A 25,527-nucleotide genomic window follows, 5' to 3' on the forward strand; every position below is an offset into this window, starting at 1 on the left:
CGTTCGAAGATGCGTTTATTCAAAATCACTCGGCGCGGGACAGTCCGGGTTCAAACAATTGGGACGACTGGTTAGCCGGCGGGGGGTGCTCTGCCGGAGGGGATCTCTTCGCCTGTCGCAACGGTAACATATCCAACCTTGGAAGATGCACTCTTTCCAAGGGGGCACTCGTAGTGGGGAAGCAATGGGCTATAATATTGATAAAGCGCGGACAACGCGCCGAAAAGCGGACGACGATTTGATGGAAGATGCAGAAGCCGTAAATCTCGCGGCCGATTGGGCGGATATCAGCCAGGGGCTCAAGAAAGATCTGGGCCATCAGCTTCACAGCCAGTGGATCAAGCCGATCCAGGTGGGCGGCATCAACAAGGAGACGGGCCAGCTTGACCTGTTCCTCCCTACAGAATTTTCAGCGAACTGGGTGAAGGATCGTTTCCACGACCGCCTGCAGCTTGCGTGGAAGATTATGCGCGGTGATGTGCGCTCGGTTAACATTCAGGTGCACCCGGGCCGTCGCCAGCTGCCTGACCTTCGCATCGATGATGGCCGCCGGCCTGCCAATGATGGCGCGAGCGCGATTGCGGTTGCTGCTGGTACGATCAATGATACAGGCTTCACCTCAAGCGTCGGGCTTGACCCGTCGCTTACCTTTCAGGCGTTCATCACGGGCGAGGCCAATGTGCTTGCCTGCAATGCTGCACAGCGCATGGCCGCAACCGAACAGCCGCAATTCTCACCGCTCTATCTCAAAGCTGCGACAGGGCAAGGCAAGACGCACTTGCTCCACGCCATCGGTCACGGCTTCTTGGCCAGCCACCCGCGTGCGCGCATTTTCTATTGCTCCGCTGAACGCTTCATGGTCGAGTTCGTGCAGGCATTGAAAGCCAACCAGATGATCGAGTTCAAAGCACGCCTTCGCAGCTTTGACTTGCTTCTGGTGGACGACATCCAATTCATCATCGGCAAGGCATCAGCTCAAGAAGAATTGCTCTACACGATTGACGCGCTTCTGGCTGAGGGCAAGCGGCTTGTGTTTGCTGCCGACCGCGCACCGCAGGCACTGGACGGGGTCGAACCGCGCCTTTTGTCGCGCCTTTCGATGGGCCTTGTCGCCGATATTCAAGCTGCTGACATCGAGCTTCGCAAGAAGGTTCTGCACTCAAAGCTTTCGCGCTTTGCACCATTGAGCGTGCCAGAGGATGTCATCGACTTCCTTGCACGCACCATCACGCGCAACGTCCGCGAACTCATCGGCGGATTGAACAAGCTTATCGCTTACGCGCAGCTGACAGGGCAGGAGGTGTCACTACAGCTCGCTGAAGAGCAGCTCACCGATATTCTTTCAGCGAACCGCCGCCGGATCACGATTGACGAGATCCAGCGCACCGTTTGCCAGTTCTACCGGATCGACCGGTCGGAAATGTCATCCAAGCGCCGCGCCCGGGCGGTGGTGCGTCCACGTCAGGTTGCGATGTACCTGTCCAAAGTGCTCACGCCGCGCTCTTATCCAGAGATTGGCCGCAAATTCGGTGGCCGCGATCACTCGACGGTTATCCACGCCGTACGCCTGATCGAGGATTTGCGCACGCGCGATGCCGATATGGACGGCGATGTGAGGAGCCTGCTGCGCCAGCTTGAGAGCTGATCCAAAGGTTAATTCGCACACTTTATGCACATAGGGGGAACAGGGTGGTTCACAGCCACCCTCCCAAGCCCATCAACCGTTTGCCAACACGTTAGTCACAGGGCCATCCACAGCCCTGTCGACACCTCATGCACATCCTGTAAACAGCTTTTCCATGAGCTTATCCCCTTCCCCGCCGCTGCACTCTGACAGCAAACCAAACCTGCCGCAAAGCTGGTTTGATGCCGTTTTCAGAGGTCTTAAAAGCACCTGCCCCAGATGCGGGGAGGCAAAGCTGTTTCGCAAATGGCTCAAACCCCACGACACCTGCCCCCATTGCGCGCAGGATTGGTCACAACAGCAGGCTGATGATTTCCCCGCCTATATCGGGATCTTCGTGGTCGGCCACCTGCTCGCCCCCGTGGTGATCGCCATGATTGCGACCTTTGAAATGAGTGCATGGGCTACACTTGCAATCATTTTGCCGCTCGCCGTAGTGCTGCTGATCGCAACCTTGCAGCCTGTCAAAGGCGCGGTGATCGCTTTTCTGTATTGGCACGGGATTGGCGCATTTTCGAAAGAACGGCGCATCGACGATGTCATCATCGAAGAAACGCCAGATCAATGAGCCTGCCTCCAGCCCGCCTCGACCGCTTTGCCCGCCATATCGTGCTGCCGGAAATCGGCGGCGCGGGTCAGGTGGCGCTGGCGGGTAAGCATATTGCGGTGATCGGGCTTGGCGGTATCGGCTCGCCCGCTTTGCAATATCTTGCGGGCGCCGGGATCGGGAAATTCACCCTCGTCGATGATGATGTGGTGGATGTGAGCAATCTCCAGCGCCAGACCATCTTCACCACTCGCGATGTCGGCCACGGCAAAGCGACAAGTGCACGCCGATGGCTCGCGAATTTTGACGATGCTCTGGATGTGACCATATCCGACAGCCGCATCACCGCTCAGAACGTGGGCGACCTGATCGCTGGCGCAGATTTGGTGCTTGATGGCACCGATAATTTCGCAACGCGCCTTGCGGTGTCCAATGCTTGCGTTGCCGAGCGTGTTCCGTTGCTCTCTGCTGCCGTAGGTCGCTTTCAGGGTCAGGTCGGTGCCTTTGCAGGCCATCTTGCAGGCCAGCCCTGCTACCGCTGTTTTGTCGGCGATGCCTTCGATGCAGAGGATTGCGACACCTGCGCCGAAGACGGGATGCTGGGCGCGATGGCAGGTTGGACCGGAAGCTTTGCCGCAATGCAGGCGGTGCGTGTGCTGCTCGCCGGGGTCAGCCGTTTTGGCGATCCCCAATGGGGCAAGCTTCATATCCTTGACGGAATGACGCCGGGTATGCGCACCCTCACCATCACGAAAGACCCTGCGTGCAAGGGGTGCGGGCACGTCGAATAGGCAATAAGTCGATTGGTGTGATCGGATAAATCCTGCCCAAAATTCGCGATCACGCTGGACATTGAGGGACCCTATCGGCCACCAGTTTGTTGATTGACCAACGTCAGAACGACATAGCCCAACTCAGATTGATTCCGGAACCAGACTTAATGATTACCCTTCTCTCGCCCGCCAAAAAGCTCAACTTTGATGAGCCCAGCACTTCGCTTGAGATCACCCGTCCGCGTTTTGAAGAGGACACGCGCGAGATTGCGGGCGTTGCGAAAAAGCAATCGGCAAAAGACCTAGCCAAGCTGATGAAGATTTCAGACAATCTGGCTGAACTTAATGCAGAACGCTTCAAGGCGTTTGATCTGGATGGCCGTCCCAATTCGGCAAAACCCGCCGGCCTCACCTTTGATGGCGATGTTTATTGGGGGCTCGAAGCAAAGTCGTTGGGAGATGAAACGCTCCGCTACGCGCAGGACCATTTGCGCATACTTTCAGGGCTTTATGGCGTGCTGAGGCCCATGGACGCGATCCAGCCTTATCGCCTTGAAATGGGCACCAAGATGAAGAATCCGCGCGGTAAATCGCTCTATGATTTCTGGGGCAGCCGGATTGGTGAGCAATTGGCGCACGACCTCGAAGGCCACGGCGATCAGACTATCGTGAACCTTGCCTCCAATGAATATTTCAAGGCGGTCGACACATCAGTGCTGCCGGGCAAAGTGATTGAGGCGACCTTCCTCAATGTGAAAGACGGCGAGGCGCGCCGCCTCATGTATCACGTCAAGTTCGCGCGTGGCCTGATGGCGCGCTGGATCATGGAAAACCGGATCGAGAAGGCGGACGATTTGCGTGGGTTTGATGCCGAGGGCTATAGCTTCGATGCCAAGGCTTCGAGTGAGACGCAGCTCGTGTTCATCCGGCCTCAGCCCCCGGTCAAAAAGAAGTAGTCAAAAAGAAGTAAGCGCCATGAGCGATGACAAATCCTCCAACGATCTGGCCGAAGACCGCACGGACCTGGCTCAAGACCGCACCGATTGGGCGGAGGATCGCACGCTCATGGCGAACGAGCGCACCTTCGCCGGATGGATGCGCACCGGGCTTGCTGCGGTGGGTATCGGGCTTGGCTTCAATGCGCTTTTCGGCAAACTCGAACCCGCTTTTTTGCCAAAGGCAATCGCGACGATTTTCATCCTCCTCGGGATCGGCATATTCTTTGCCGCTCAGCGTAATGGATGCGCGGTGCACACAAGGCTTCAGGCGCATAAGGCCGAACCCCTTCAAACGATGAATATGCAATTGATCGCAGGCTTTATGGCCTTTGGAAGTGCAAGTCTTGCGGTGGGCATCTGGTTGATGGATTTTTGAAGACCGACCGCTCAAGAGGCAAGGAATTCATCCACCCATTGGGGCACCAATTCGCCCGCTTTGCCATAGCGGGCCTGCGAAAAGAAATGCGAGCCTTCACTGGGCTCAAGGTTGAGTTCAAGCGTTTGCGCCCCATGGCCGCGCGCTTCCTGAACAAAACCAGCAGCTGGATAAACCGCGCCGCTGGTGCCAATGGAAACAAACAGGTCGCACACGCTCAAGGCGGCATAAATCCGCTCCATCTGGTAAGGCATTTCGCCAAACCACACGACATCGGGGCGCAATGTGGGCGCTTGGCAAACGGGGCACGGTGGGCGCTGTCCATCTTTGGCCGACATGGGCGCATCCCACGGTGAGCGGACCTCGCATGAATTGCACAGTGCAGACTTCAATTCACCGTGCATATGCAGAACCTGAGACGAGCCACCGCGCTCGTGCAAATCATCCACATTCTGCGTGACGAGAAGGAGATTGCCGGAAAACTCACGTTCCAACCGGGCAAGCGCGGTGTGCGCCGGATTGGGCTCTACTGTGGAGAGCGCCTCGCGCCTGGCATCATAAAAGCCGAGCACCAGATCAGGATTGCGAGCAAATCCTTCAGGTGTTGCCACATCCTCGACCCGGTGTTGTTCCCATAAGCCTCCGGCTGAGCGAAAGGTGTCTATGCCGCTTTCTGCGCTAATCCCGGCCCCTGTCAGGATGACGATGTTCTTGAAGTCTGCCATGGTGGTATTGAAACACTGCACGAATGAGGGAAGCAATGGCAAAATTTGCAGTCATCGGACACAAAGGCCGCATGGGTCAGGCGCTGGCCACCGCGATAGAGGAGGCTGGCCATGAGTTTTGCGTTGGGATAGACCTTGGCGGTGATCCCGCGCCTGTCATTGGCCAATGCGATGTCGTGGTCGATTTTTCGTCACCGGATGCTTTGGTGGGAAATGTGAAGGCAGCGCGTTCAAAAGGCGTGCCCATCCTGATCGGGACAACCGGGCTTGAAGAGGCGCATTTTTCCGCAATCGACGAGGCAGCCAGAGACATCCCCATCCTGCAGACCGGCAACACCTCGCTTGGCATCACCTTGCTCAGCGCTCTGGTGAAGCAGGCGGCTGAGCGACTTGGCGATGATTGGGATATCGAAGTGCTCGAAATGCATCACCGGATGAAAGTCGATGCGCCATCGGGCACCGCCAAGCTTTTGGGCGAAGCGGCAGCAGAAGGGCGCGGCGTCGCGCTCGACGACAAAATGGACAGCGGGCGGCATGGTCAAACTGGCGCGCGCACGCCGGGCGATATCGGCTTTGCCACACTTCGCGGCGGGACCGTAGCGGGTGATCACTCGGTGATTTTTGCCGGGAATGAAGAACGCCTCACCCTCGCACATTCGGCCGAAAACCGGATGATCTTTGCACGCGGCGCAGTGCGAGCAGGCGGATGGTTGATCGGCAAGCCACCTGCGCGCTACACCATGCACGACGTGCTGGACCTTTAGTCTGGTGAGTGGGGGTGAAAATGGGGGCGATGCGGACCAAACTGTATGAGCAGCTCTTTGTCGGAGCGCATCCTGACGGGCGCCTGACGCTGCTCAACCGCTTGCTAATCCTGACCATTGTCCTCGCCGTCATCGGCGCCGCGTTGGGTACAGAACCCACTCTCTCACCCGAATGGCATAGCGCGCTTTTAGTCGGGGAACTTGTTTTTGGCACGATCTTCCTCGCGGAATATGTGGCACGTGTTTACGCCGCCGCCGAAGCGCCGGGAGAAGGCTCTGCTTGGGCCAAACGTTGGGCTTTTATGCGCAGCTGGTTGGGGATCGTCGATCTGATCGTGGTGGTGGCAACTCTTGCGCCTCTTATCGCAGGCGATGCGGCGGTTTTGCGGGTCCTGAGGCTCTTCCGCGTGATCGCAGTGATGAAATTTGGCCGCTTCAGCCTCGCGATCAAATCGGTATGGCAAGCGATTGCGGACCGGGGCGATGATTTGATCGTGACAGTCGCGCTTGCCTTTGTCTTCGTTCTGACAGGCGCAACCTTGCTGCACGTGGTTGAGGGTTCGATCCAGCCCGAACAGTTCGGCTCGATCCCGCGCGCTCTGTGGTGGGCAGTGATCACCTTGACCACCGTTGGCTATGGCGATGCCTATCCGGTGACGATCATCGGCAAGTTCATCGGCGGCACGCTAGCGCTGTCAGGCGTCGCCTTTGTCGCCATGCCAACCGGGATCATCGCCGCTGCATTCTCCGATGCCATGCAAGCGCGCCGCGACCAGAAAATCCAAGAAATGCGCGAGCATCTGGAGCGATTGGACGAGATCGACGAGAACGTGGTGGCAAAGCTTGAGCGGCTAGAGCGGGCAAGCCAGACGCCGCCGGGGTCTTGAGGGGGGGGGATTGGATGGCAGGAAAGAGGACAACGCGGCCCGCTCATCTGCCACATGGCCGTTGGCTGAGCGATTTGGAGCCACCGCAGTTGCGCATTGCGGAAAAAGCCCTGGTCGAGTGCTGCAAACGCGGAGAGGCTTGGGAACCGAAGAATTGGGATAAACAAAGGCCTGAAAAAGGCACCAACGCCAACCGCATCCGGGCGGGGTTAATCCGCTTTTTGCTTTTAGGGGGCGATACGAACCACCCGGTGCACGAAACGGGGGTACAATTGAAAGGGGCATGGGTCGAGGGCGAACTCGACCTGGAAGAAATCGAGAGCCCTAACCTTCTATCGATGTCCGAATGCCATTTTTGCGAGTATATCAGAATGAGCGATGCCCGGTTTTCAGGCTTGATCCTGAGCCGCTGCCGGATCGCAGGGCTTTCTGCGCAGCGTGCTCGTTTCGCTGGCAATGTCTCGCTCGAAGGCTCACGTTGCGAAGGGTTCATCAGCTTCGCTGCCGCAACTATCGAAGGTCAATTCGACCTTGATGACACGCGTTTGCTCAATCCGCTGAAAGAAGGTGAGGATGAAGGCGACGAGGAGAGCCATATCAAGCGCGCTGGCAAGGCGCTGATCGCGCAGAACCTTGTGGTCAAAAACCAGATGTTCTTTCGCCCCAAAAAGGTTCAGGGCATTGTCCGCTTCACCAATGCGACGATCGATACTCTGATCGATTGCCACCAGGACGACTTTGGCGATTGCAAAACCTATTGGCCCGATCACCAATATTATCTCGACGGCCTCGTTTATAAACGCCTGCCGCGCGGGGTGAATGTCACACGGCGGGTCGAATGGCTGAACAAACAGCACTCCGAACAACTTGGAAAAAATTTCGCCCCCCAACCATGGGAACAACTCGCCAAAGTCCTTCGCGAAAACGGCCACAGCGGCGAGGCTGGCGAAGTCGCCATCGCCAAACAGGAAGCGCGGCGTAAAGCGGGACAAATCGGTTGCCGGCCGGTGAGCACCTTTGACGACAGCCGAATCCCAAGTGTTCGCATGGGGATTGACTTTATCTGGAAAGAAATCTCGAACCGCATCGAATACGCATGGCATTGGATATATGGCGGAATTTCGGGCTATGGCTATCGCCCGCAGCGCATTGTCTATCTCATGTTCGGCATCGCGCTTTTGTCTGCACTTGCCTATCAGGAAGGTTCGCGTGCGGGCCATTTCGGGCCAACGCACCCACTCATCCATCAGGACGATGATCGAGTCGAATGCGGCCCTGATGGCAAAAATTGGGTGCTGGCCGAATGCAGTGTTCCCCCAGAACATTCGACCTTTCAGCCCATGCTGTATTCGCTCGATTTGATCCTGCCACTTGTCGACCTTCATCAAGAAAGCGATTGGCAGCCTATTGTCGTTAAAGAGGACGGCGAGACGGTATGGGCGGGCTGGTGGCTTCGCGCACTAATGTGGTTTGAAATCCTGTTTGGGTGGTTTGGCTCACTGATGCTGGTCGCGATCCTTGGCCGCCTCGTGGAAAAGGACTAAGCGGCCACTCACCATGACCAAAGACCAGATTTTCGAGTTTTTCCGGCGCTTGGCCGAGGACAATCCTGAACCTGAAACCGAGCTTGAATATGGCAATGCCTATCAGCTGGTGGTGGCCGTGGCTCTCTCGGCGCAGGCGACCGATGTGGGGGTAAACAAGGCGACGCGCGCGCTTTTCGCCAAGGTTGAGACACCGCAACAGATGCTTGATTTGGGGCTTGAGGGGCTCATCGAACACATCAAGACGATTGGCCTGTTCAACTCCAAGGCGAAGAATGTAATCGCCCTGTCGCAGCTCCTTATTGACGAATACGGCGGTGAGGTTCCCGACACGCGCGATGATCTGGTGAGGCTGCCGGGAGTGGGGCGCAAGACGGCGAATGTGGTGCTGAACTGCTGGTTCAAACAGGAGACCTTTGCGGTCGATACGCACATCCTGCGCGTCGGCAATCGCACCGGGCTTGCCAAGGGGAAGACGCCGGAGCAGGTCGAAGCAAAACTCGAAAAGCGCGTGCCCCAGCCCTTTCGCCTCCACGCGCATCACTGGCTGATCCTGCATGGCCGCTATGTGTGCAAGGCGAGGACACCTGAGTGCTGGCGGTGCGATCTGGTTGATCTGTGTTCTTTTCGCAAGAAGGTGCTGGAAAAGCCCAAGGGTCGGTGACTCAGCGCGGGTTCAGCTTTGGCGACCTATTGCAAGTCAAACAGGAGAGCGCTCATGATCCGTCACACCCTAGCACTGTTGCCTGTGGCCGGCCTTATGGCTTGCGCCACCGCTGAAGGCGAACCGCGCCAAGACCCGGCACTTGCTGGCCCTGCGGTGAAAACCGTTGGCGAGGCGCAAAGCTGTATCAATCGCACCGCCATTCGTAACACGAAGGTACGCTCCGATCAGGTGATCGACTTCGAAATGCGCGGCGGGAAGGTCTATCGCAACGTGCTGACGAGCCGTTGTCCAAGGCTGGGGTTTGAACGCGCGATCACTTACGAAACATCGCTTAGCCAGCTGTGCCGCACCGAGATTATCTACACGCTCGAAAACATGGGCGGCCAAGTGCAACGCGGCGCGGGATGCAGCCTCGGTGAATTTGTGCCGGTGGAATATGTTGAGGATGACGCCTCAGGCGAGTGATCACAAGGTCATACAAGGCTTTGGCTGAGTGCTATGGTGTCTGCCGGGGCCCCAAACCACTTATCGCTGACCAGCACTAAACATCATCGGCGCTGATAAGTTCGGCCCTGTCCAGCTCACCCGTCATCGCGGCCACCGTGGTCGCCACGGCTGCATCGCCGCTGACATTGGTGGTGGTGCGCATCATATCCATGATCCGGTCGATGCCAGCGACAAGAGCAATCGTCTCAAGCGGAACGCCAACCGCGCCGAACACCAGCACCATCATGATAAGGCCGGCCCCCGGAATCCCTGCCGCGCCAATCGCGCCCAGAGTGCCAAGGATCGAGATCAGCACATAGTCGCCCATGTCGAGGGTCACGCCGAACACTTGCGCGCCGAACAATGTCGCAAGGCCCAGATACATAGCAGTGCCGTTCATATTGATCGTGGCGCCAAGGCTGATCACAAAGCTTGCGACCGAGTTTGATACACCCAAGTTGCGCTGAGCACAGCGCAAGGTCACAGGCAGGGTCGCATTGGAGCTAGCGGTAGAATAGCTCACCGCGATTGCGTCGACGATCCCGCGGAAGAAATCGATCACCGGAAGCTTGGCGATGAATTTGATCATCCCGCCATAGATGAGCCCGATGATGAGCAAGCAGCCCACGTAATTGAGCACCACCACAATGCCGAGCGCCTGAAGCGCCTCAAGCCCCAAAGTGCCCGCCACCCACGCCATCAGCGCAAAGACGCCAAACGGGGTCAGCTCCATGACCACCATGGTGACTTTCTGCATGACGACACTGCCCGAATCGAAGATTTTGAGGACAGGCTCGCCCTCTTCCTTGGCCATCAAAATGCCAATACCGATCAGCAGCGAGAATATGATGAGCGGGAGGACATTGACATCCGCCATCACCTGAACCGGGCTCGATGGCACCATTTCAAGGATCATCTGCTGAACGGTAACGCCATCTTCCTGCCGCGCCTGAGCACGCTCCAAGGCGGCAGCATCAAGGTTCATCCCGCTTGCGTCCAGCCCTGAACCCGGTTGTACGAATGTACCAATACCAAGACCCAGCCACACCGCCATTTGCCCCGTTACGACAAACAGCAAAAGCGCGCGCCAGCCGACGCTGCCAAGCTTTTTAAGATCGCCGATACTCGCGACTCCAGCGACAAGGCTGAAGAAGATCAGCGGCACGACCAGCATTTTGATAAAGGCGATGAAAATATCGCCGATAATCTTGATGCTTTCAGCCCCCGGACCCCAGATATATCCAACGACAATCCCAAGGATCAGCGCACCGATCACCCGCTGCCACAGCGGAATTCTGAACCAGGCTTTCATGTGTCGTTACGCCTCTTCTTGCGTTGTTTCGAGCTGAAGCGCCCCCAGCGCTGCACGTGTGTAAATCCTTGCTAGCGCATCCAGATCAGGAATGGCCACCGCTTCATTTCGCTTGTGCATAGTTGCATTGCACAGGCCAAATTCGATCACGGGGCAAACGCTGCGAAGGAACCGCGCATCCGATGTGCCGCCGGTGGTGGAGGCTTCGGGTGTGACGCCGGTTTCCGCCTCAATAGCTGCGGCCAGCATATCCGAAAATGGGCCCGGAGCAGTGAGGAACGGTTCACCAGAGATAATCGGCAATGCGCTCCCGCCGTGCTTTTCGGCGACTTCGCTTGCCCATTGGGAAAGGCTTGCGCCCGAATGAAGGTCGTTGAACCGGATCGAAACCCGCGCCTTCGCCGTCGCCGGGATCACATTGTGCGCGGGATTGCCGACCTCAAGATCGGTAATTTCAAGGTTCGATGGCTGAAACCAATCGGTGCCCTTGTCGAGTACCTGACGGTTCAAATCGTCCAGCATCGCAACCAGTTTAGGGATCGGATTGTCGGCCAGATGCGGATAGGCAACGTGGCCTTGCGTGCCCTCAACCGTCAGCCAGATATTGACCGATCCGCGCCGCCCGATCTTCATCATGTCACCAAGGCGATTGACGCTAGTGGGCTCGCCCACAAGGCACAGATCAGGCTGAATACCCTCGGCATCCATATAGTCGATCAGCGCGCGCGTGCCGTGGAGCGCTGGCCCCTCTTCATCGCCGGTGATGATAAAGCTGATTGTGCCAGCGTCCTCTGGAATGTCGTGGCACGCAGCGACCATACAGGCAATTGCGCTCTTCATATCGACCGCGCCGCGGCCATAGAGAAGCTCGCCCTCTTGGGTGGGGGTGAAGGGATCGCTTTCCCACCCATCTCCGGGCGGCACCACGTCAAGATGGCCTGCAAAGGCAAAATGCTTGGAGCCTTCCGGCCCTTTGCGAACGGCAAAAAGGTTTTCGACAGGGGCCTCATCCGTGCCCTTTGCCCCGTCTCCGCGTTTGAAGCGGTGGATGTCAAAGCCCAAAGGCGCAAGCAACGCCTCCATCACATCGAACACCTCACCTGTTGCAGGGGTGACAGAAGGCGCGGCAATTAGGCGTTTGGCGTAGTCTAAAGCTATACTCATAGGCCAGCGTGCTAGCAGGAGATGCGCCCAATGCCCAAGCTTGATTTAACGAGCATTCCGCAAACCAATGCGACCGGATACCCCGCGCCGTTTGATGCACCTGTTCAGGGGCGCAATTACCGCCGTCTTGCCCCTGCGACAGGGATGGAGCGGCTGCGCGCAAGCCACGTCGTGCTGGAACCTGGCGCATGGTCATCGCAGCGCCATTGGCACCGCGAGATTGATGAACTTCTGGTGATGATTTCAGGCGAGGCTGTTCTGGTCGAGGACGATGGGGAAAGCGTGGTGCAAGCTGGCGACATTGTCGCTTGGCCAGCGGGAAAGGAAAATGGCCATCACTTGCAAAACCGGACAGATGAGCCCTGCGTATTCGTGGTGGCTGCTGCGGGACAATACGACACAGACGGCGGTGAATATCCCGATATCGACATGGTGTTTGAGCCGGACGGCTACTTCCGGAAGGACGGGACAAAATACGAAACCGACCGGATCCCTTAGTCGCGCCTAGTTACGCTGAGGCCTTGGCAAGGGGCCCTGTGCAAAGGCGCTTTCCAAAAGCTGTGCAATCCGGATGCCTGCCTGCTGGACCCTGCGCCGCGCGATGGGCACCGCCTTTTCGATGTCTTCCTGGCTGAGCTTGGTCTTCATCGGCAATTCGCCTTCGCACACATCATCTGTGTCAAAAGCGGTGGGATAGACGAAATTGCGGCTGATTTGCCAACTTTCCCGCCCCCAGTCAGCCGGGGTTCCTCCGCCCAGATCTGCACGTTCAGCAGCGCTGTAAACGCGCACGACGGGCCGCGCAGGGTCGCTGATTGCGCGCTCGGCAAGCGGACCATCCCAAATGCGGTGGAGATTGAGGCCGGGCACAATGCCGTAATCCGTCTCGCGGTCATTGCCGCCGCGATCCTCGCGATCACCGGAATGGAGCGGCATATGCACATCGCCTGCGAAATGCACCATGAATGCAAGCGCCTCCAGCCGCACATGGTCGGGCAGGCTTTCATCAGCCAGCACCCGGTGCGCGCGTTCAATCTGTCCGGTCACACAGCTGCCTCCCGGACAGTTTTCGCGGGGCTTATAAGCCTTGCAGATAGGCGCGGTGCGATAGTGCCACGCGGCGGTGTAGCCCCAGCGCGAGAAGTCGCGGCGAATGCAGTCTGGCCACACGCTGGCATCCTCAATGCTGGAAAGCTCGCATTCGGGCGTCCCCACCATCGCCTCTGAACGAAGCAGGTGCTGGATCTTGGCGCGCACCTCAGGCGAAACATTGGCCTCAGCAATCTCAGCCGTCTTGCGATGCGCATAAAAGCCCCATGCGCCCGCCTCGCCCGGCAGAATCAAAACTATCGCGCACAAGCTTAGGAAAAGAGCCCTCATCCCGCTGTCTCAAATTGCTCAATCACCCATTCTTCGTCTTCGGAAGCGGCAATCCATTGCGCCATCCAATCGTGTTCGAGAATGGCCTCCATATAGCTTTGCGCAAAGCCGGGCACGCCAATGCCATAGGTGGTAAAGCGTGAGACAATAGGCGCGTAGAAAATATCCGCTGCGCCAAAGGTGCCGAACAGATAGGGGCCTGCCGAACCATGGCGCGCGCGCGCTTCGGCCCATAGCTGGAGGATGCGCACAATATCGGCCTTGGTTTGCTCCGACAGATTTTGCAGCGGCACGCGTGAGCGCACATTCATCGGCATCTGAGAGCGCAGCGAGCCATAAGAGGAGTGCATTTCCGCAACCATTGCCCGCGCCATGCCGCGCGCGGCATCGTCCTTGGGCCAGAAGCGGTCGCGGCCAACCTTGTCAGCGAGATATTCAAGGATCGCAAGACTGTCCCAGATCACTGCGTCTTCGTCCCACAGGATTGGCACCTTACCCGAGGATGGCTGAAACTCTTCGCCGCGTTTTTGCGCCTCCCAATGCTCACCCAAAAGCGGCACAGTGATCTCTTCAAATGGCAGGCCCGATTGCTTGACCGCCAGCCAGCCGCGCAAGCTCCAGCTCGAATAATTCTTATTGCCCATGATGAGTTTCATTTGTTGCGCGCTCCACCTTGCTTGCGTGTGAGTGCCTATATATTCAGACTTTGCCTGTCGAGCATGAACATCCTGCTCAGCTTACGGGTCAGCAAAATCTGCTTAGAAGGCCTGCTCTAATGTCCCTACCTCCCTTCCATCTCGCTTTTCCCGTTCACGACCTTGTCCAAGCGCGCGCCTTTTATGGCGGGGTCATGGGATGCGAGGAGGGGCGTTCGTCGGATGAGTGGATCGACTTCAATTTTCACGGCCATCAGATTGTGGCGCATCTGTCTCCGACACGCAGCGGTGATGCGGCGACCAATCATGTTGATGGACACGGCGTACCTGTGCCGCATTTCGGTCTGGTGCTTACGATGAAGGATTGGGAGGCTCTGGCCAAGCGATTGCGCGAGGCAAACACTGACTTCGTGATTGAGCCCACGGTGCGCTTTAAGGACAAGCCGGGTGAGCAGGCGACCATGTTCCTGCGCGATCCATCAGGCAATGCGCTTGAATTCAAAGCCTTTGCCGATCCCGACCAACTTTTCGCGACATGAAACAAAATCGCCGGGCACCAGCAAAAGGCACCCGGCGATTATTCGTGCAGCCACTGGACAGGCAAGCTGCGCGATTGTGTTCCTTATTGGGAAACGCTGGCGGTGTTGCCGTTGCCCGACTGGATAACATCAGAAATGTTGCCATCGGTGGACTGGACAACCGTCGCTGAGTTTGTGTCGCCGTTTTGCGAAACAAAGCTGACGTTGTCATTGCCCGACTGAAGCACGTCGGCAAGGTTGCTGTTGCTGGTCAGCGTGTCGCCTTGACCAATCGCGCTGAAGTTGCCGGTGCCGGTCTGAGTGACCACAGCATCGTTCAAAGAGCCGCCGTTGAAGCCCTGATCGATGAAGCTTTCATTGTTGTCAGCGAACTGGTTCACGCTCGCAGAGTTGGTCAGGCCATCCTGAAACACGGTCGAAGTTGCCCCGTTGACGGCTGCGCCCACCGCGCCCTGATTGACGTCGGCCACGTTGCTGTCGCCGCCCTGGATCGTGAGGTCAGTGTTGCCATCACCGATTTGGTCGACAAACACGATACCCGATGTGCCGCTTTGGTTGACGTCTGACAGGTTGTCAGAGCCGCGCTGAATGCTCTCTGCGACATTGGTAAGGCCGCTTTGCGTGATGCTTGCTTCGCTGTTGGAGCCGTCGTCCTGATCGATCAGGGCAAGGTTGCCGCTCAGTCCACCGCCATTGCCGGTCTGAGTGACTGTGGCGGTTGCGCCCACGGACAGAACGTCTTGCACAACAATCGCGACATCGCCGTCTGCATCGCCGGTCTGGCTGACGCTCGCAGTACCGCCAAGACCGTTCTGGAACACGCCAGCTTCATTCGCGCCGGTCGCGGTCTGCGTGATGGTCGAGGTGTTGCCATCGCCGGTGGTCTGATCGACGCCCGCGACATTGTTGTCGCCCACTTGCGTAATGGTCGATGCGTTGGCGTTATCCTGCACCACGTCAGCGATGTTGCCATTACCCGTCTGGTCAACAGTCGATGAGCTTTGCGCAAGTGCTGGCGCTGCCATGGCAAGAGCTGCCATCGATGCGCCTGTGAGAATGATCTTTTTCATATGTGGTCCTCAACGTGGTTGGTCACTGGTCTGGGGACACGTTCTTGCGGCGAAAGTTTTCCGGGAAGTTAACGGCAGGCAAATCGCGGCCTAGGGGTTTTTCCGGGGGGCAGCTCTTATGGTTAGGCAAAGGTTGACGCTCGGCCTTGCGCACGCAGGCAAGAAGCGCACGCGTTAATCAGCTGATTGACTTTGACCAAGGGCGACACAGCAATGCGAAGCGCACCGCGTTAACTAAAGGTCGAAGAACTCTTCGCCCAATGCGTCAGCCACAACGGCTGCACGAAGTTCTTCAATCCCCATGCCTTTTTCGCTGCTGGTGAGGTGAAGGGTGGGAAATGCCGCCGGATGTTTGCGCGATTCGTCAGCAATCCGATTCGCCACACGCTCAAGCTCGCTTGCCTTAACCTTGTCTGTTTTTGTGAGCACAATGCGATAGCCAACGGCGGCCTCGTCGAGCATTTTCATCATCTCGCGGTCAACATCCTTAAGCCCGTGGCGGCTGTCGACCAGCACGAGATTGCGCGCGAGCACTTGCCGTCCGCGCAGGTACGTTTTGACGAGGTTTTTCCAGCGCTCGACCACTTTGACAGGAGCCTTGGCAAAGCCGTAACCCGGCATATCAACGAGGCGGAACAGCGGGGGGCCGCCGGGGTTATTGGGGTCTGCCATCCCCACTTCAAAGAAATTGAGTTCCTGCGTGCGCCCCGGCGTGACTGATGCACGCGCGATTTTCTTGCGGCCTGTGAGCGCGTTCAAAAGCGAGCTTTTGCCAACATTACTGCGCCCGCAAAAAGCGATCTCTGGCACTGTGGGTTCAGGCAGGAATTTCAATTGTGGCGCGGACAAGAGGAAATCCACACGCCCGGAAAACAGCTTGGAGGCTTTACGCTCGCGGCGCTGTTGCTCGCGCAGTTCGAGCTCCTCTGGCGTGGGATTGGGGGCGGTCATGGCTTGTGCGTTACGCCCCGCTTTTTTCCGCTTCTTCGCGCGCCTTTGCCTGTGCTTTTTCCGCTTTCTCTTTCTGCGCTGCCGCCTTCAATTGCGGGTGCTTGGAATACAGATAGCTTTGCTGAGCGACGGTGAGGATGTTCGAGGTTACCCAGTAAATGAGCAAGCCCGCTGCAAACGGTGCCATGACGAACATCAGCACCCACGGCATGAGATTGAAAATCTGCTGCTGCATCGGGTCCATCGTCGACGGGTTCAAGCGGAAGGTCAGCCACATGGTGAAACCAAGGAGCAGCGCAAGGATACCAATCCCGAGGAACCCCGGCACATCATAGGGCAGAAGGCCAAACAGATTGAGGATCTTTGCAGGATCGGGCGCAGAAAGATCGTTGATATAAAGGAACGGCTCGTGCCGCATCTCAATCGCGAGATAAAGCACCTTATACAAGGCAAAGAAGATCGGGATCTGAATAAGGATCGGCAGACAGCCGGAGAGCGGATTGACCTTCTCTTCCTTGTACAGCTCCATGATCTTTTGCTGCTGCGTCTGTTTATCGTCCTTGTAGCGTTCCTGAATCGCTTTCATCTTGGGCTGCACTGCCTTCATCGAGGCCATGCTCGCAAAGCCCTTTTGCGCGACCGGGAACATGGCCGCGCGGATAATGCAGGTGAGAAGGATGATCGCGACGCCGAAATTGCCGACGAGGCCGTTGAGAGTGCGAAGGAGCCACAAGAAGGGTTTTTCAAACCATTCAAACCAGCCCCAGCTGATCACCTTGCCGAAATAGGTGATCCCTGCCTCTTCGTAATTGTCGAGGACAACGCTTTCCTTGGCGCCTGCAAAAAGCTGTGTGCCTTGCGCCGAACTGCCTCCAGCGGGCACCGTTTCGGTGTCATAAATGAGATCAGCGCGGAACAGATTGTCGCCAAGTGAGCGCCAGCCTACGGTGTCAGTTGCGCCTTCGCCCGGAATGAGCGCACTTGCCCAATAGGTGTCAGTAAATCCAAGCCACGCAGCTTCGCCAGCCGGACTATCACGGCCCAGTTCAGCGAGTTCTTCGTATGAATTTGGATCATACAAGGAGCCGCCAAACACGCCCGTTGGACCAGCATGGGCGATGAATTGGTCAGGCGAAGCGGTGGTGCTGGTGCGCTTGATGAACGCGAATGGCTGAACAATCGCGGCTGCCTCGGATCCGTTTTCGATCACTTGTTCGGCGGCGATCATGTAATTGTCGTCGATCGACAGCTTGACCTTGTAGGTAACGCCAGCCTCATCCGTGTGCGAAAGCGTAACCGGCGTTTCAGGCGTCAGTGTTTCGCCATCGGCCTGCCAAACGGTTGAGCTCGGCAGGCGCTTGCCTCCGACGACAAAGCCAAACTCGGCAAAATGCTCCATCTCAGTGCCATCAGGCGCAAAAAGGCGAACAGGATCATCATCCTCGCCGACGGTCGCATCGTAATCTTTCAGCACAAGATCATCGAGGCGCGCGCCCACAAGATTGATCGAACCCGCAACGCGCGGCGCATCAATTTTGACGCGGGTTGCGGATGCAAGCGCGCCCTCTAGCGTGACAGGCCCGCTGGGCGCCTGCGTGTCGGTCACATCGGCACTTGCGCTGGTCGCTGTATCAGAAACAGCGTTCGCCACAGGCGATTCGATGTCCTCACTCGCCTCGGCCACGGGGTCTGGCGGGGTGGGGTAGAAAAACCGCATCCCAAAGTCCCAGCCCAGAATAAGCAGGCCCGAAAGCACCACGGCGAGCAGAAGATTGCGCTGATTGTCCAAGATGTACGCCCTACAAGATAATCATATGAACTGTGTTATATAGGCATGACACCCACTTTTCCAACTGCCTTAAGGCACCGGATCGTGGCCATGCCCTCCCCATGGGTGACAGCGCCCTATACGCTTTAGCCCCAACCATCCACCCTTGATCGCGCCGTATTTTCGGACCGCCTCAATCATATACTGGCTGCACGATGGGGAATAGCGGCAGGTGGGCGGCATAATGAGCGATGGACCAAGCTGCCATGCTCTGGCGAGGGCAATCAAAATATACTTCATTTCGCCTCGCGTTTGGAGCGGTGAGCGCGGGGCCTTCTTGGCCTTGGAGAATCGCCCTTGCCAGATTGCGCACGTTCCAAAGCCTTGCCAAGTTCCAGCGCCATTGTCGCAAAATCGCGCTCTACCCCGCCAGCTCTGCCGATCAACACATGGTCGTGATTGGGAAGCGCACCTTTGGGCAAAGCATCGCGCAAAAGCTCGCGAAAGCGCCGCTTCATCCGGTTGCGCACCACAGCGTTGCCGATCTTCTTGGTGACAGTGATGCCGTAACGCACGCCCTCGCCGCCATTGGGCCTCGTCAGCAGGACAAAGCCAGGCTTGGCATTGCGCAGCCCTTTATTCGCCGCCACGAAATCGCTGCGTTTTGTGAGAACCTTGAACATCGCAGGCTTCAATAACGCGTACGGGCCCCCAATGGGAGCCCGCTTTGAGCCTTCAAGGCTTCTCGCATTGTGATGGACGTCCGCGAAAGCCGACGCCCAAGCCTATCGCTTAGGCAGACAGGCTCTTGCGACCGCGACGACGACGCGCACGGATAACCTTGCGGCCACCTGGCGTTGCTTTGCGTGCGAAGAAACCGTGGCGACGAGCGCGCACGAGATTGGAAGGTTGGAAAGTCCGCTTCATTGTATCCTCAAGTGAGCCAGTGGGCTTCAAAAAATTGCTAATGGTCCTGCCGCTGCGCCTTTACCCAAGGCCCCACGCGTTCATGACCGATAACGACCCCTTTTCAACAAGCGGTCTGATCAGGGGCGCGCAGTTATGGAAAAGATGCGCCTGAGTCAAGAAACATCTGAGGCAAGAAACATCGTAATCTCGCGTGGCCATTGTGCGCTTATACCCTTCCTACAATGCTGTAAGGGCAAGCCCGCTCATATCGCCATATCCGATCCGGGGCTGCACTGCAGCGATGAAGGGCGCGTCCAATGCGGCATTATCAATCAGGCTCTGCGTTACAGCCAGATTGGCCTCAACACTTGCACAGATCACACATTCGGCAAGCATTTGCCGGGCTGCGAAACGTCCCTCAAGCAGATCAGGCGCTACCCAGCCGCGCATCTCGTCAGAAGTCAGCCATAACGCATCTGCGTGAGGCACTGAATTGGTCATCGCATAAAAACGCTGCGCCTGTTCTTGGGTAAAGCCCATGGCGACATAATAATCGAGATAGAGCCGGTGCGCAGGGTGACCGGGGGCAAAGTCGCTTGCTTCGCGTCCGTGATTGTCGAGCCATGCGTGAACCGCAAATGTCGCGCCATCGTCAATTGTACGGGTCGCGCCAGCCAAAAACAGTTCTACTGCACCAGAACGCACAGAGCCATCGCTAGGCACGTGGGTGGAAATGCCCCGGGCGCGGATCTTGCGTCCGACCTCAAGATTGGCGATGTCATTGCTGGTGCCCGGCGCCTCAATCATTTCAAGGGTTTGGATGCCGGGAAAATCGCGCATCATCGCATCGAAATCGCGCGGGGATTGCCAATTGGTCGGGCCTACCATGATGGCGACATTCTCGCTTGTCACCTGAAACGGGCCGTATTGCGCAAGCGCACGCCGCGGGCGATGTGATGGAACGGGCAGGGCATAACGCGCAGCATTGCGCGTCTCGGTCACTTCGCGGCCATCTATGATCGTGGTCACCACGGTTGGCAGATTTGCATTGTGAGAGGCGTTGGCATCCTCATCCACGCGCACCCAGCGCCCTGTCGCCGGGTCCCATTCCTCAACCCAGCTTTGCGTTTCGACCACCCGCGCGCTCGAATACCCTTGCGCGGCGAGAGAGGCCGGGAAGAGCGCCAGCAGGGCCAGAACAAACAGGGCTGCACAATTCAGGGCTGCAAAATTTTTCATCACGGCAAAAATATGCCGCAGCCCCTTCACGCTTTACGAAAGTTTATGCTTACAAACTCCTTTCGTAGCCGTGCGTAAGCGCTCGACAAGATGCTGTTTACCCTGCACAAGCTGTCAAAAGGGAACAGCCGGGTGCGAATGGCTAAGGGGGGTTGCGGCATGGTCGCACTCATTCGCACGGTTGCGTATCTGGGACTTGAGGCGCGCGGGGTCGAAGTACAGTGCCAGGTCGCGCCCGGTATGCCGCGTTTCTCTATTGTGGGATTGCCTGATAAAGCGGTGAGCGAAAGCCGCGAGCGGGTTCAGGCGGCGCTTTCCGCAATGGGATTGGCGCTTCCGCCCAAACGGATCACCATTAACTTATCGCCCGCAGACCTTCCCAAAGATGGCTCGCACTATGATTTGCCGATTGCTCTGGCACTGCTTGCGGCGATGGGTGTGACCGATGCCGAGCAATTAAACGACTGGATCGCGGTGGGGGAGCTATCCCTGGATGGCCGCGTGGTTCCCTCCCCCGGCGTGCTGATCGCAGCACTCTATGCCAGCGGTGAGGAAACCGGGCTTATCTGTCCCGCTGCGCAAGGCTCCGAGGCGCGCTGGGCAAGCGGGGTGCCAGTCCTCGCGCCGCGCGATTTGGGAAGTTTGCTTGATCACCTCAAAGGTGACGGCGTGCTCGCTGAGCCACCCAGAGGCGAAGTCGAAGAGCCGCCCGTGGCCACCAATTTAAGGCAGGTCAAAGGGCAGGAAACCGCCAAACGCGCACTGGAAATCGCAGCCGCAGGGGGGCACAATTTGCTTATGTCCGGGCCGCCCGGTTCGGGAAAATCCATGCTTGCCTCTTGCCTCCCCGGCATCTTGCCAGAATTAACGCCAACCGAAGCTTTGGAAGTTTCGATGGTGCAATCGGTCGCTGGCACTCTTGAAGGCGGGCGGATCAGCCGCACCCGCCCTTTTCGCGCGCCGCATCATTCCGCCAGCATGGCAGCACTTACCGGAGGGGGATTAAAAGTGCGCCCCGGCGAAATCAGTCTCGCGCATCTGGGCGTGCTTTTTCTCGACGAACTGCCCGAATTTCAACGCCCCGTGCTCGATTCGCTGCGCCAGCCGCTTGAGACGGGGCAGGTCGATGTTGCACGGGCCAATGCTCATGTGACTTTCCCCGCGCGCGTTCAATTGATCGCGGCGATGAATCCGTGCCGCTGCGGCTATGCTGGTGATCCGGCACAAAACTGCAACCGCTACCCACGCTGCATGGGCGATTATCAGGCGCGGCTATCAGGGCCACTGCTCGACCGGATCGATCTGCACGTCGATGTCGCAGCGGTTTCTGCAATGGACCTGACGCTTCCTCCCTCTGCGGAAGGCAGCGAAGAGGTCGCCGCGCGTGTGGCAACAGCGAGAGGCCATGCCAGCAAGCGCGGCGTGCGTTCGAACGCCGAGCTCGAAGGGGACAATCTCGAAACGCACGCTTCCCCCGATGAAGAAGGCCGCGCATTGCTGATGCGGGCCGCAGAAAAACTGCGATTGTCGGCGCGAAGCTACACCCGCGTTTTGCGGGTCGCGCGCACCGTCGCCGATCTGGCCGGCGCAAGTGAGGTCAGCCGCCCGCACATCGCAGAGGCGCTCAGTTACCGGCAGAAAGTTCGTGCACCGTAACATTTCCAAGCTAGAGGGCTCCTCATGCCCGTGTTCGATTCTTCTTGGCTAATCTACCTTGGCGCAGCGCTTTTGCTGGTCGCCTATGCCATTCGTGATGAGCTGAAACTGCGCATCCTCATCGTCATCTCGACCTTTGTTTACATCGCCTATTATTTCCTTCTGCCCGGCGGTCCTTTGTGGGATCCGATCATCACCAGCCTGCTGTTCGTGGCAATCAATTTCTGGGTGTTGGGACAGATCGCGATGGAGCGCACCACCTTGCGCCTTAGCGACGATGAAAAACGCTTATTTGAAGCCTTTGAAACCTTAAGCCCGGGGCAGTTCCGGCGCGTGGCCGCCATTGCGAAATGGCAACGCGCAGATGATCCTTCGGGCACTATTCTTACACAAGAGGATGAGCCGTCCGATGCGCTGTTCTATGTTTTTGAAGGGGTTATCTCGGTAGAAAAGCGCGGTCGGCAATTCCGCCTGCCCGAAGGCAACTTCGTCGGCGAGGTCGCCTTTGTCCTCAACCGCCGCACGACCGCGACCACGGTGGCCCCGCAATCAGTGCGCTATGTGGAATGGGACAGCGAGGCCCTACGCAAGCTTGGGCGCAAGCACGAAGCCTTGCGAATATCGCTGAACGCGCTTCTGACCCGCGATCTCGCCAAAAAGCTCAGCAGCAGCTACCAGCCCGAAGACGCGCTTCCCGCGACACCGCAAAGCATCGAGCTTTTGGAAGAAGCGCAGAGTTGACGGTTTTCGCCCGTTAACATTCGCCCGCAGGGTCTTAGTCTTCTTCGCGCACGATGTTACCCTCATCCACGCCGCGTTCTTTTAGCAACGCCGCAATATCATCCTCAAACTCAGGCGGGCCGCACATATAAAATGTGCTGTCGGGCTCCAGACCGATTTTGTCGAGGAAATCGCCGTCGATTTGTCCGTGGTGGAGGCCTTCAACCTTCTCTTCGGAGACAAGGAAAATAACCTCCAAGCCCTTCATCGAAGAAAGCTCATCGCGCAAAATGATGTCCTTTTCACACGAATTGGAGAAGACGAGGCGATAGCCGTCGAGCGTGCCCTTATCAGCCAGACGTGCCCGCAAGATGGCGATGAAAGGGGTGATCCCTGCGCCAGCGGCCAAAATTGTTCCCGGTCCGCGATCTTCAATCGCGCCCCACGGCTCCTCGATGATTACACCATCGCCCGCTTCCATTTGCCCGATCTGTTCGGTTACGCCATCGTGGTCGGGATAGGATTTGATGACGAATTGCAGTTTCTCGGCATCGGGAAGCGATGCCATTGTAAAGGGACGCTTTTCATCGCGCCATCCGTCTTTATCCAAGGCAAAGTCCGTGGCCTGACCGGGTGCGAAGGTGAAGCCGTCTGGCCGGTCAAAGGTCAATTCTTGCGTATTGTGGGTAACAGGGCGGATCGCTTTGAGGGTGAGGGAATGAGAGATGGGAACTTCCTTTATTTTGGCGTGGTCACTCCTGTCGAACAGCCAAAGAAAGCTTATCGTTCCGATTTGCTCTCTACCCCACGACTACTGACCGCCAGAATGCTCGCGCAAAACCTCAAGGAAATCTGGCCCCCACGTATCGAGCTTTTTCTCCCCCACGCCCTGCAATTCGCCAATTTCGCGCAAGGTTTGGGGCTGAAACGCAGCCATCGCGCGAAGGACGCTGTCGTGGAAGATGATATAGGCGGGGATGCCGTGCTCTTTAGCGAGCTGAGCGCGTTTTGCCCTGAGAGCATCGAACAACGGATCGCCAACGGGATTAGGGATCGCACCTCCTGAACCGCCACCGGACCGGCGCCGCTTGGCTTTGGGCGGCTCTGCAATCGCAACCGCGCGTTCGCCTTTAAGAACGCCTCGCGCCTCCGGGCCAAGCGCAAGGCCGCCGTGCTCTGTCGTCACCAGCATTTCATGCGCGGTGCAGAACCGCATTACAGGTTTGAGAAGGGTCGCCTCGCTGCCGCTGACAATGCCGAACACGGAAAGCTTGTCGTGGCCGCGGCTGATGACACGCTCATCGTCGCGGCCCAAAAGCACACGTTCGATATGGCCCATGCCAAAGCTTTGCCCGGTGCGATAAACAGCAGAGAGCAGCTTTTGCGCTGTCTGCGTCACGTCAAGCACCTGCGGCGGCTCCAGGCAGCGGTCGCAATTGCCGCAATCCTGCGGAAGCTCATCGCCAAAGTGGGCGAGCAAAAGCTTGCGGCGGCACTGGGCGCTTTCGACAAGGTTTGCGAGTGCATTCAAACGCGCGCGTTCGGCGGGCAAGCGCTCTTCATTTACATCGGACAGCCATTGGCGCGCCTTAGCAAAATCGCTGGCGGCCCAGAACAGATGCGCCTCAGCCGGATCACCATCGCGCCCTGCGCGGCCGGTTTCCTGATAGTAGGCTTCGATTGATTTGGGCAAGCCAGCGTGCACGACAAAGCGCACATCAGGTTTGTCGATCCCCATGCCAAAGGCGATTGTTGCCACCATCACCATGTCTTCGGACGCTACGAAATGGCCTTGCGTTCGTGCTCGCACCTCGGGCGGCAATCCTGCGTGATAGGCGGCGACATTGCGGCCTGTGACAGAGGCGAGCTTGTCGGCCAGATCTTCTGCACCTTTGCGGCTTGATGTGTAAACAATGCCAGCGCCGGGGGTCTTGGCGATCACTTCGCTGATTTGCTTTGCGACATTTGCGCGCGGGCGGATGAGGTAGCGGATATTGGGTCGGTCGAAGCCCGCTTTAATTAGCCCCTCTGGCGCGATACCAAGCTGTTTGAGTATATCTTCGCGCGTTACCTCATCCGCTGTCGCTGTAAGCGCCAGTCGCGGCACACCGGGAAAACGGCCAAGCATTTCGCGCAAAGCCCGATAATCCGGGCGGAAATCGTGCCCCCATTCCGAAACACAATGCGCCTCATCAATTGCGAAAAGCGAGATGTGGGCATCCGAAAGAAGCGACTGAAACCCGCTGGTATTGGCGCGCTCTGGCGCGACATAGAGGAGGTCAAGTTCACCAGCGCGCAAGGCCGCGGCCGTTTGAGCATTGCCTTCATCCACCGAAGTCATTGAGGCGGCTCTTATCCCCACAGAGCGCGCGGCCCTGATCTGGTCGTGCATCAACGCGATAAGCGGCGAGATGACGATGGCCGTGCCTGTTCGTGTCAAAGCCGGAATCTGATAGCACAGCGATTTGCCAGCACCCGTCGGCATCAGAGCGAGCGTATGCTCCCCCGCCAAAACCCGTCTGATTACCGCTTCCTGCATCCCGCGAAAACCGGCGAAACCGAACGTGCGGCGCAAGGTGTCATACACCTCTTGCGGTATCGCGCTCGTCGCTTGGGGGCCGGCGCCAGAATTCACGGATGCATGAGCAGCGGACAAAAGGGAGGGCCTGATAGGGGATGGGACTATCCCTCAGCGCTACGGCAGGGCCGCGC

General features: G+C 57.8%; 28 protein-coding genes. 14 read left to right on the forward strand and 14 right to left on the reverse strand.

The annotated features are described in order from the left end of the window. Positions 1-184 precede the first annotated feature (184 nt). The 5 genes from dnaA to INR77_RS00025 all read left to right on the forward strand — a co-directional run bounded on the left by dnaA (position 185) and on the right by INR77_RS00025 (position 4,378). Positions 185-1,645, forward strand: a complete 1,461-nt coding sequence (gene dnaA / locus INR77_RS00005) for a chromosomal replication initiator protein DnaA (RefSeq protein ID WP_223071934.1) — start codon at positions 185-187, stop codon at positions 1,643-1,645. 154 nt (positions 1,646-1,799) lie between these two features. Beyond that, positions 1,800-2,252: a DUF983 domain-containing protein gene (locus INR77_RS00010; RefSeq protein WP_223071935.1), complete on the forward strand. Its 453-nt coding sequence runs from the start codon at positions 1,800-1,802 to the stop codon at positions 2,250-2,252. Beyond that, on the forward strand, positions 2,249-3,022 hold the full coding sequence (locus INR77_RS00015; protein WP_223071936.1) for a HesA/MoeB/ThiF family protein: 774 nt from the start codon (positions 2,249-2,251) through the stop codon (positions 3,020-3,022). Before INR77_RS00010 ends, INR77_RS00015 begins: the two co-directional genes overlap by 4 nt. 149 nt (positions 3,023-3,171) lie before the next feature. After that, positions 3,172-3,960, forward strand: coding sequence for a peroxide stress protein YaaA (gene yaaA / locus INR77_RS00020; RefSeq protein WP_223071937.1), 789 nt, complete (start codon positions 3,172-3,174; stop codon positions 3,958-3,960). Positions 3,961-3,979: 19 nt separating this feature from the next. Continuing rightward, positions 3,980-4,378 (forward strand): YidH family protein, encoded by a 399-nt coding sequence (locus INR77_RS00025; RefSeq protein ID WP_223071938.1) that lies wholly within the window; start codon positions 3,980-3,982, stop codon positions 4,376-4,378. Between the two features lie 11 nt (positions 4,379-4,389). Here the strand turns inward: INR77_RS00025 and INR77_RS00030 are convergent, their stop codons facing one another. Beyond that, positions 4,390-5,103: an NAD-dependent deacylase gene (locus INR77_RS00030; RefSeq protein WP_223071939.1), complete on the reverse strand. Its 714-nt coding sequence runs from the start codon at positions 5,101-5,103 to the stop codon at positions 4,390-4,392. A gap of 35 nt (positions 5,104-5,138) precedes the next feature. Between INR77_RS00030 and dapB the strand changes: the two genes are divergently transcribed. From dapB to INR77_RS00055, 5 genes are read left to right on the forward strand one after another with little or no spacing between them, the layout of a single operon-like run. Next, positions 5,139-5,867, forward strand: coding sequence for a 4-hydroxy-tetrahydrodipicolinate reductase (dapB, locus tag INR77_RS00035; RefSeq protein WP_223071940.1), 729 nt, complete (start codon positions 5,139-5,141; stop codon positions 5,865-5,867). Positions 5,868-5,896: 29 nt separating this feature from the next. Continuing rightward, positions 5,897-6,754 carry an ion transporter gene (locus INR77_RS00040; RefSeq protein WP_223071941.1) on the forward strand — a complete coding sequence of 286 codons (858 nt, stop codon included), beginning with the start codon at positions 5,897-5,899 and terminating at the stop codon, positions 6,752-6,754. A 14-nt stretch (positions 6,755-6,768) separates the two neighbouring features. Next, positions 6,769-8,298: a pentapeptide repeat-containing protein gene (locus INR77_RS00045; protein WP_223071942.1), complete on the forward strand. Its 1,530-nt coding sequence runs from the start codon at positions 6,769-6,771 to the stop codon at positions 8,296-8,298. Between the two features lie 13 nt (positions 8,299-8,311). Continuing rightward, positions 8,312-8,962 (forward strand): endonuclease III, encoded by a 651-nt coding sequence (nth, locus tag INR77_RS00050; protein WP_223071943.1) that lies wholly within the window; start codon positions 8,312-8,314, stop codon positions 8,960-8,962. Between the two features lie 54 nt (positions 8,963-9,016). Then, on the forward strand, positions 9,017-9,430 hold the full coding sequence (locus INR77_RS00055; RefSeq protein WP_223071944.1) for a hypothetical protein: 414 nt from the start codon (positions 9,017-9,019) through the stop codon (positions 9,428-9,430). A 76-nt stretch (positions 9,431-9,506) separates the two neighbouring features. Here INR77_RS00055 and INR77_RS00060 read toward each other — a convergent pair whose 3' ends face one another. Beyond that, complete coding sequence (locus tag INR77_RS00060) at positions 9,507-10,763, reverse strand: dicarboxylate/amino acid:cation symporter (RefSeq protein ID WP_223071945.1); 1,257 nt, start codon at positions 10,761-10,763, stop codon at positions 9,507-9,509. A 6-nt stretch (positions 10,764-10,769) separates the two neighbouring features. Then, positions 10,770-11,927 carry a succinyl-diaminopimelate desuccinylase gene (gene dapE / locus INR77_RS00065; protein ID WP_223071946.1) on the reverse strand — a complete coding sequence of 386 codons (1,158 nt, stop codon included), beginning with the start codon at positions 11,925-11,927 and terminating at the stop codon, positions 10,770-10,772. A gap of 30 nt (positions 11,928-11,957) precedes the next feature. Here dapE and INR77_RS00070 point away from each other — a divergent pair, with 30 nt between their 5' ends. Then, positions 11,958-12,425: a cupin domain-containing protein gene (locus INR77_RS00070; protein ID WP_223071947.1), complete on the forward strand. Its 468-nt coding sequence runs from the start codon at positions 11,958-11,960 to the stop codon at positions 12,423-12,425. A 6-nt stretch (positions 12,426-12,431) separates the two neighbouring features. Here the strand turns inward: INR77_RS00070 and INR77_RS00075 are convergent, their stop codons facing one another. Together INR77_RS00075 and INR77_RS00080 are read right to left on the reverse strand one after the other, a co-directional pair. Next, a complete protein-coding gene (locus tag INR77_RS00075) occupies positions 12,432-13,271 on the reverse strand; it encodes a S1/P1 nuclease (RefSeq protein WP_370632246.1) in 840 nt (279 codons plus the stop codon). A 32-nt stretch (positions 13,272-13,303) separates the two neighbouring features. Continuing rightward, a complete protein-coding gene (locus INR77_RS00080; RefSeq protein ID WP_223071949.1) occupies positions 13,304-13,963 on the reverse strand; it encodes a glutathione S-transferase family protein in 660 nt (219 codons plus the stop codon). A 119-nt stretch (positions 13,964-14,082) separates the two neighbouring features. On the opposite strand from INR77_RS00080, the gene INR77_RS00085 reads away from it, so the two are divergent. After that, positions 14,083-14,502 (forward strand): VOC family protein, encoded by a 420-nt coding sequence (locus tag INR77_RS00085; RefSeq protein ID WP_223071950.1) that lies wholly within the window; start codon positions 14,083-14,085, stop codon positions 14,500-14,502. Between the two features lie 83 nt (positions 14,503-14,585). Here INR77_RS00085 and INR77_RS00090 read toward each other — a convergent pair whose 3' ends face one another. The 7 genes from INR77_RS00090 to INR77_RS00120 all read right to left on the reverse strand — a co-directional run bounded on the left by INR77_RS00090 (position 14,586) and on the right by INR77_RS00120 (position 20,439). Beyond that, positions 14,586-15,572 carry a hypothetical protein gene (locus tag INR77_RS00090; RefSeq protein WP_223071951.1) on the reverse strand — a complete coding sequence of 329 codons (987 nt, stop codon included), beginning with the start codon at positions 15,570-15,572 and terminating at the stop codon, positions 14,586-14,588. A 234-nt stretch (positions 15,573-15,806) separates the two neighbouring features. Continuing rightward, on the reverse strand, positions 15,807-16,523 hold the full coding sequence (gene yihA, locus INR77_RS00095) for a ribosome biogenesis GTP-binding protein YihA/YsxC (protein ID WP_223071952.1): 717 nt from the start codon (positions 16,521-16,523) through the stop codon (positions 15,807-15,809). 10 nt (positions 16,524-16,533) lie between these two features. Further along, a complete protein-coding gene (gene yidC / locus INR77_RS00100; protein ID WP_223071953.1) occupies positions 16,534-18,312 on the reverse strand; it encodes a membrane protein insertase YidC in 1,779 nt (592 codons plus the stop codon). A 69-nt stretch (positions 18,313-18,381) separates the two neighbouring features. Next, positions 18,382-18,591: a membrane protein insertion efficiency factor YidD gene (gene yidD / locus INR77_RS00105; RefSeq protein ID WP_223071954.1), complete on the reverse strand. Its 210-nt coding sequence runs from the start codon at positions 18,589-18,591 to the stop codon at positions 18,382-18,384. Continuing rightward, complete coding sequence (rnpA, locus tag INR77_RS00110) at positions 18,588-18,974, reverse strand: ribonuclease P protein component (protein ID WP_223071955.1); 387 nt, start codon at positions 18,972-18,974, stop codon at positions 18,588-18,590. The genes yidD and rnpA overlap by 4 nt, the downstream gene beginning before the upstream one ends. 109 nt (positions 18,975-19,083) lie before the next feature. Continuing rightward, complete coding sequence (gene rpmH / locus INR77_RS00115; protein WP_223071956.1) at positions 19,084-19,218, reverse strand: 50S ribosomal protein L34; 135 nt, start codon at positions 19,216-19,218, stop codon at positions 19,084-19,086. A 219-nt stretch (positions 19,219-19,437) separates the two neighbouring features. Beyond that, complete coding sequence (locus INR77_RS00120) at positions 19,438-20,439, reverse strand: alpha/beta hydrolase (protein WP_223071957.1); 1,002 nt, start codon at positions 20,437-20,439, stop codon at positions 19,438-19,440. A 159-nt stretch (positions 20,440-20,598) separates the two neighbouring features. On the opposite strand from INR77_RS00120, the gene INR77_RS00125 reads away from it, so the two are divergent. Then, complete coding sequence (locus INR77_RS00125) at positions 20,599-22,095, forward strand: YifB family Mg chelatase-like AAA ATPase (protein WP_223071958.1); 1,497 nt, start codon at positions 20,599-20,601, stop codon at positions 22,093-22,095. Between the two features lie 24 nt (positions 22,096-22,119). After that, positions 22,120-22,836, forward strand: a complete 717-nt coding sequence (locus INR77_RS00130) for a Crp/Fnr family transcriptional regulator (protein WP_223071959.1) — start codon at positions 22,120-22,122, stop codon at positions 22,834-22,836. Between the two features lie 34 nt (positions 22,837-22,870). Here the strand turns inward: INR77_RS00130 and INR77_RS00135 are convergent, their stop codons facing one another. Together INR77_RS00135 and recQ are read right to left on the reverse strand one after the other, a co-directional pair. Continuing rightward, entirely contained in the window at positions 22,871-23,599 is a 729-nt protein-coding gene (locus tag INR77_RS00135; protein WP_370632330.1) for an FAD-binding oxidoreductase, read from the reverse strand. Positions 23,600-23,626: 27 nt separating this feature from the next. Continuing rightward, positions 23,627-25,450, reverse strand: coding sequence for a DNA helicase RecQ (gene recQ, locus INR77_RS00140; protein WP_370632250.1), 1,824 nt, complete (start codon positions 25,448-25,450; stop codon positions 23,627-23,629). Positions 25,451-25,527: the final 77 nt, after the last annotated feature.

Source organism: Erythrobacter sp. SCSIO 43205 (assembly GCF_019904235.1).
In the GTDB taxonomy this organism is placed as follows: domain Bacteria; phylum Pseudomonadota; class Alphaproteobacteria; order Sphingomonadales; family Sphingomonadaceae; genus Erythrobacter.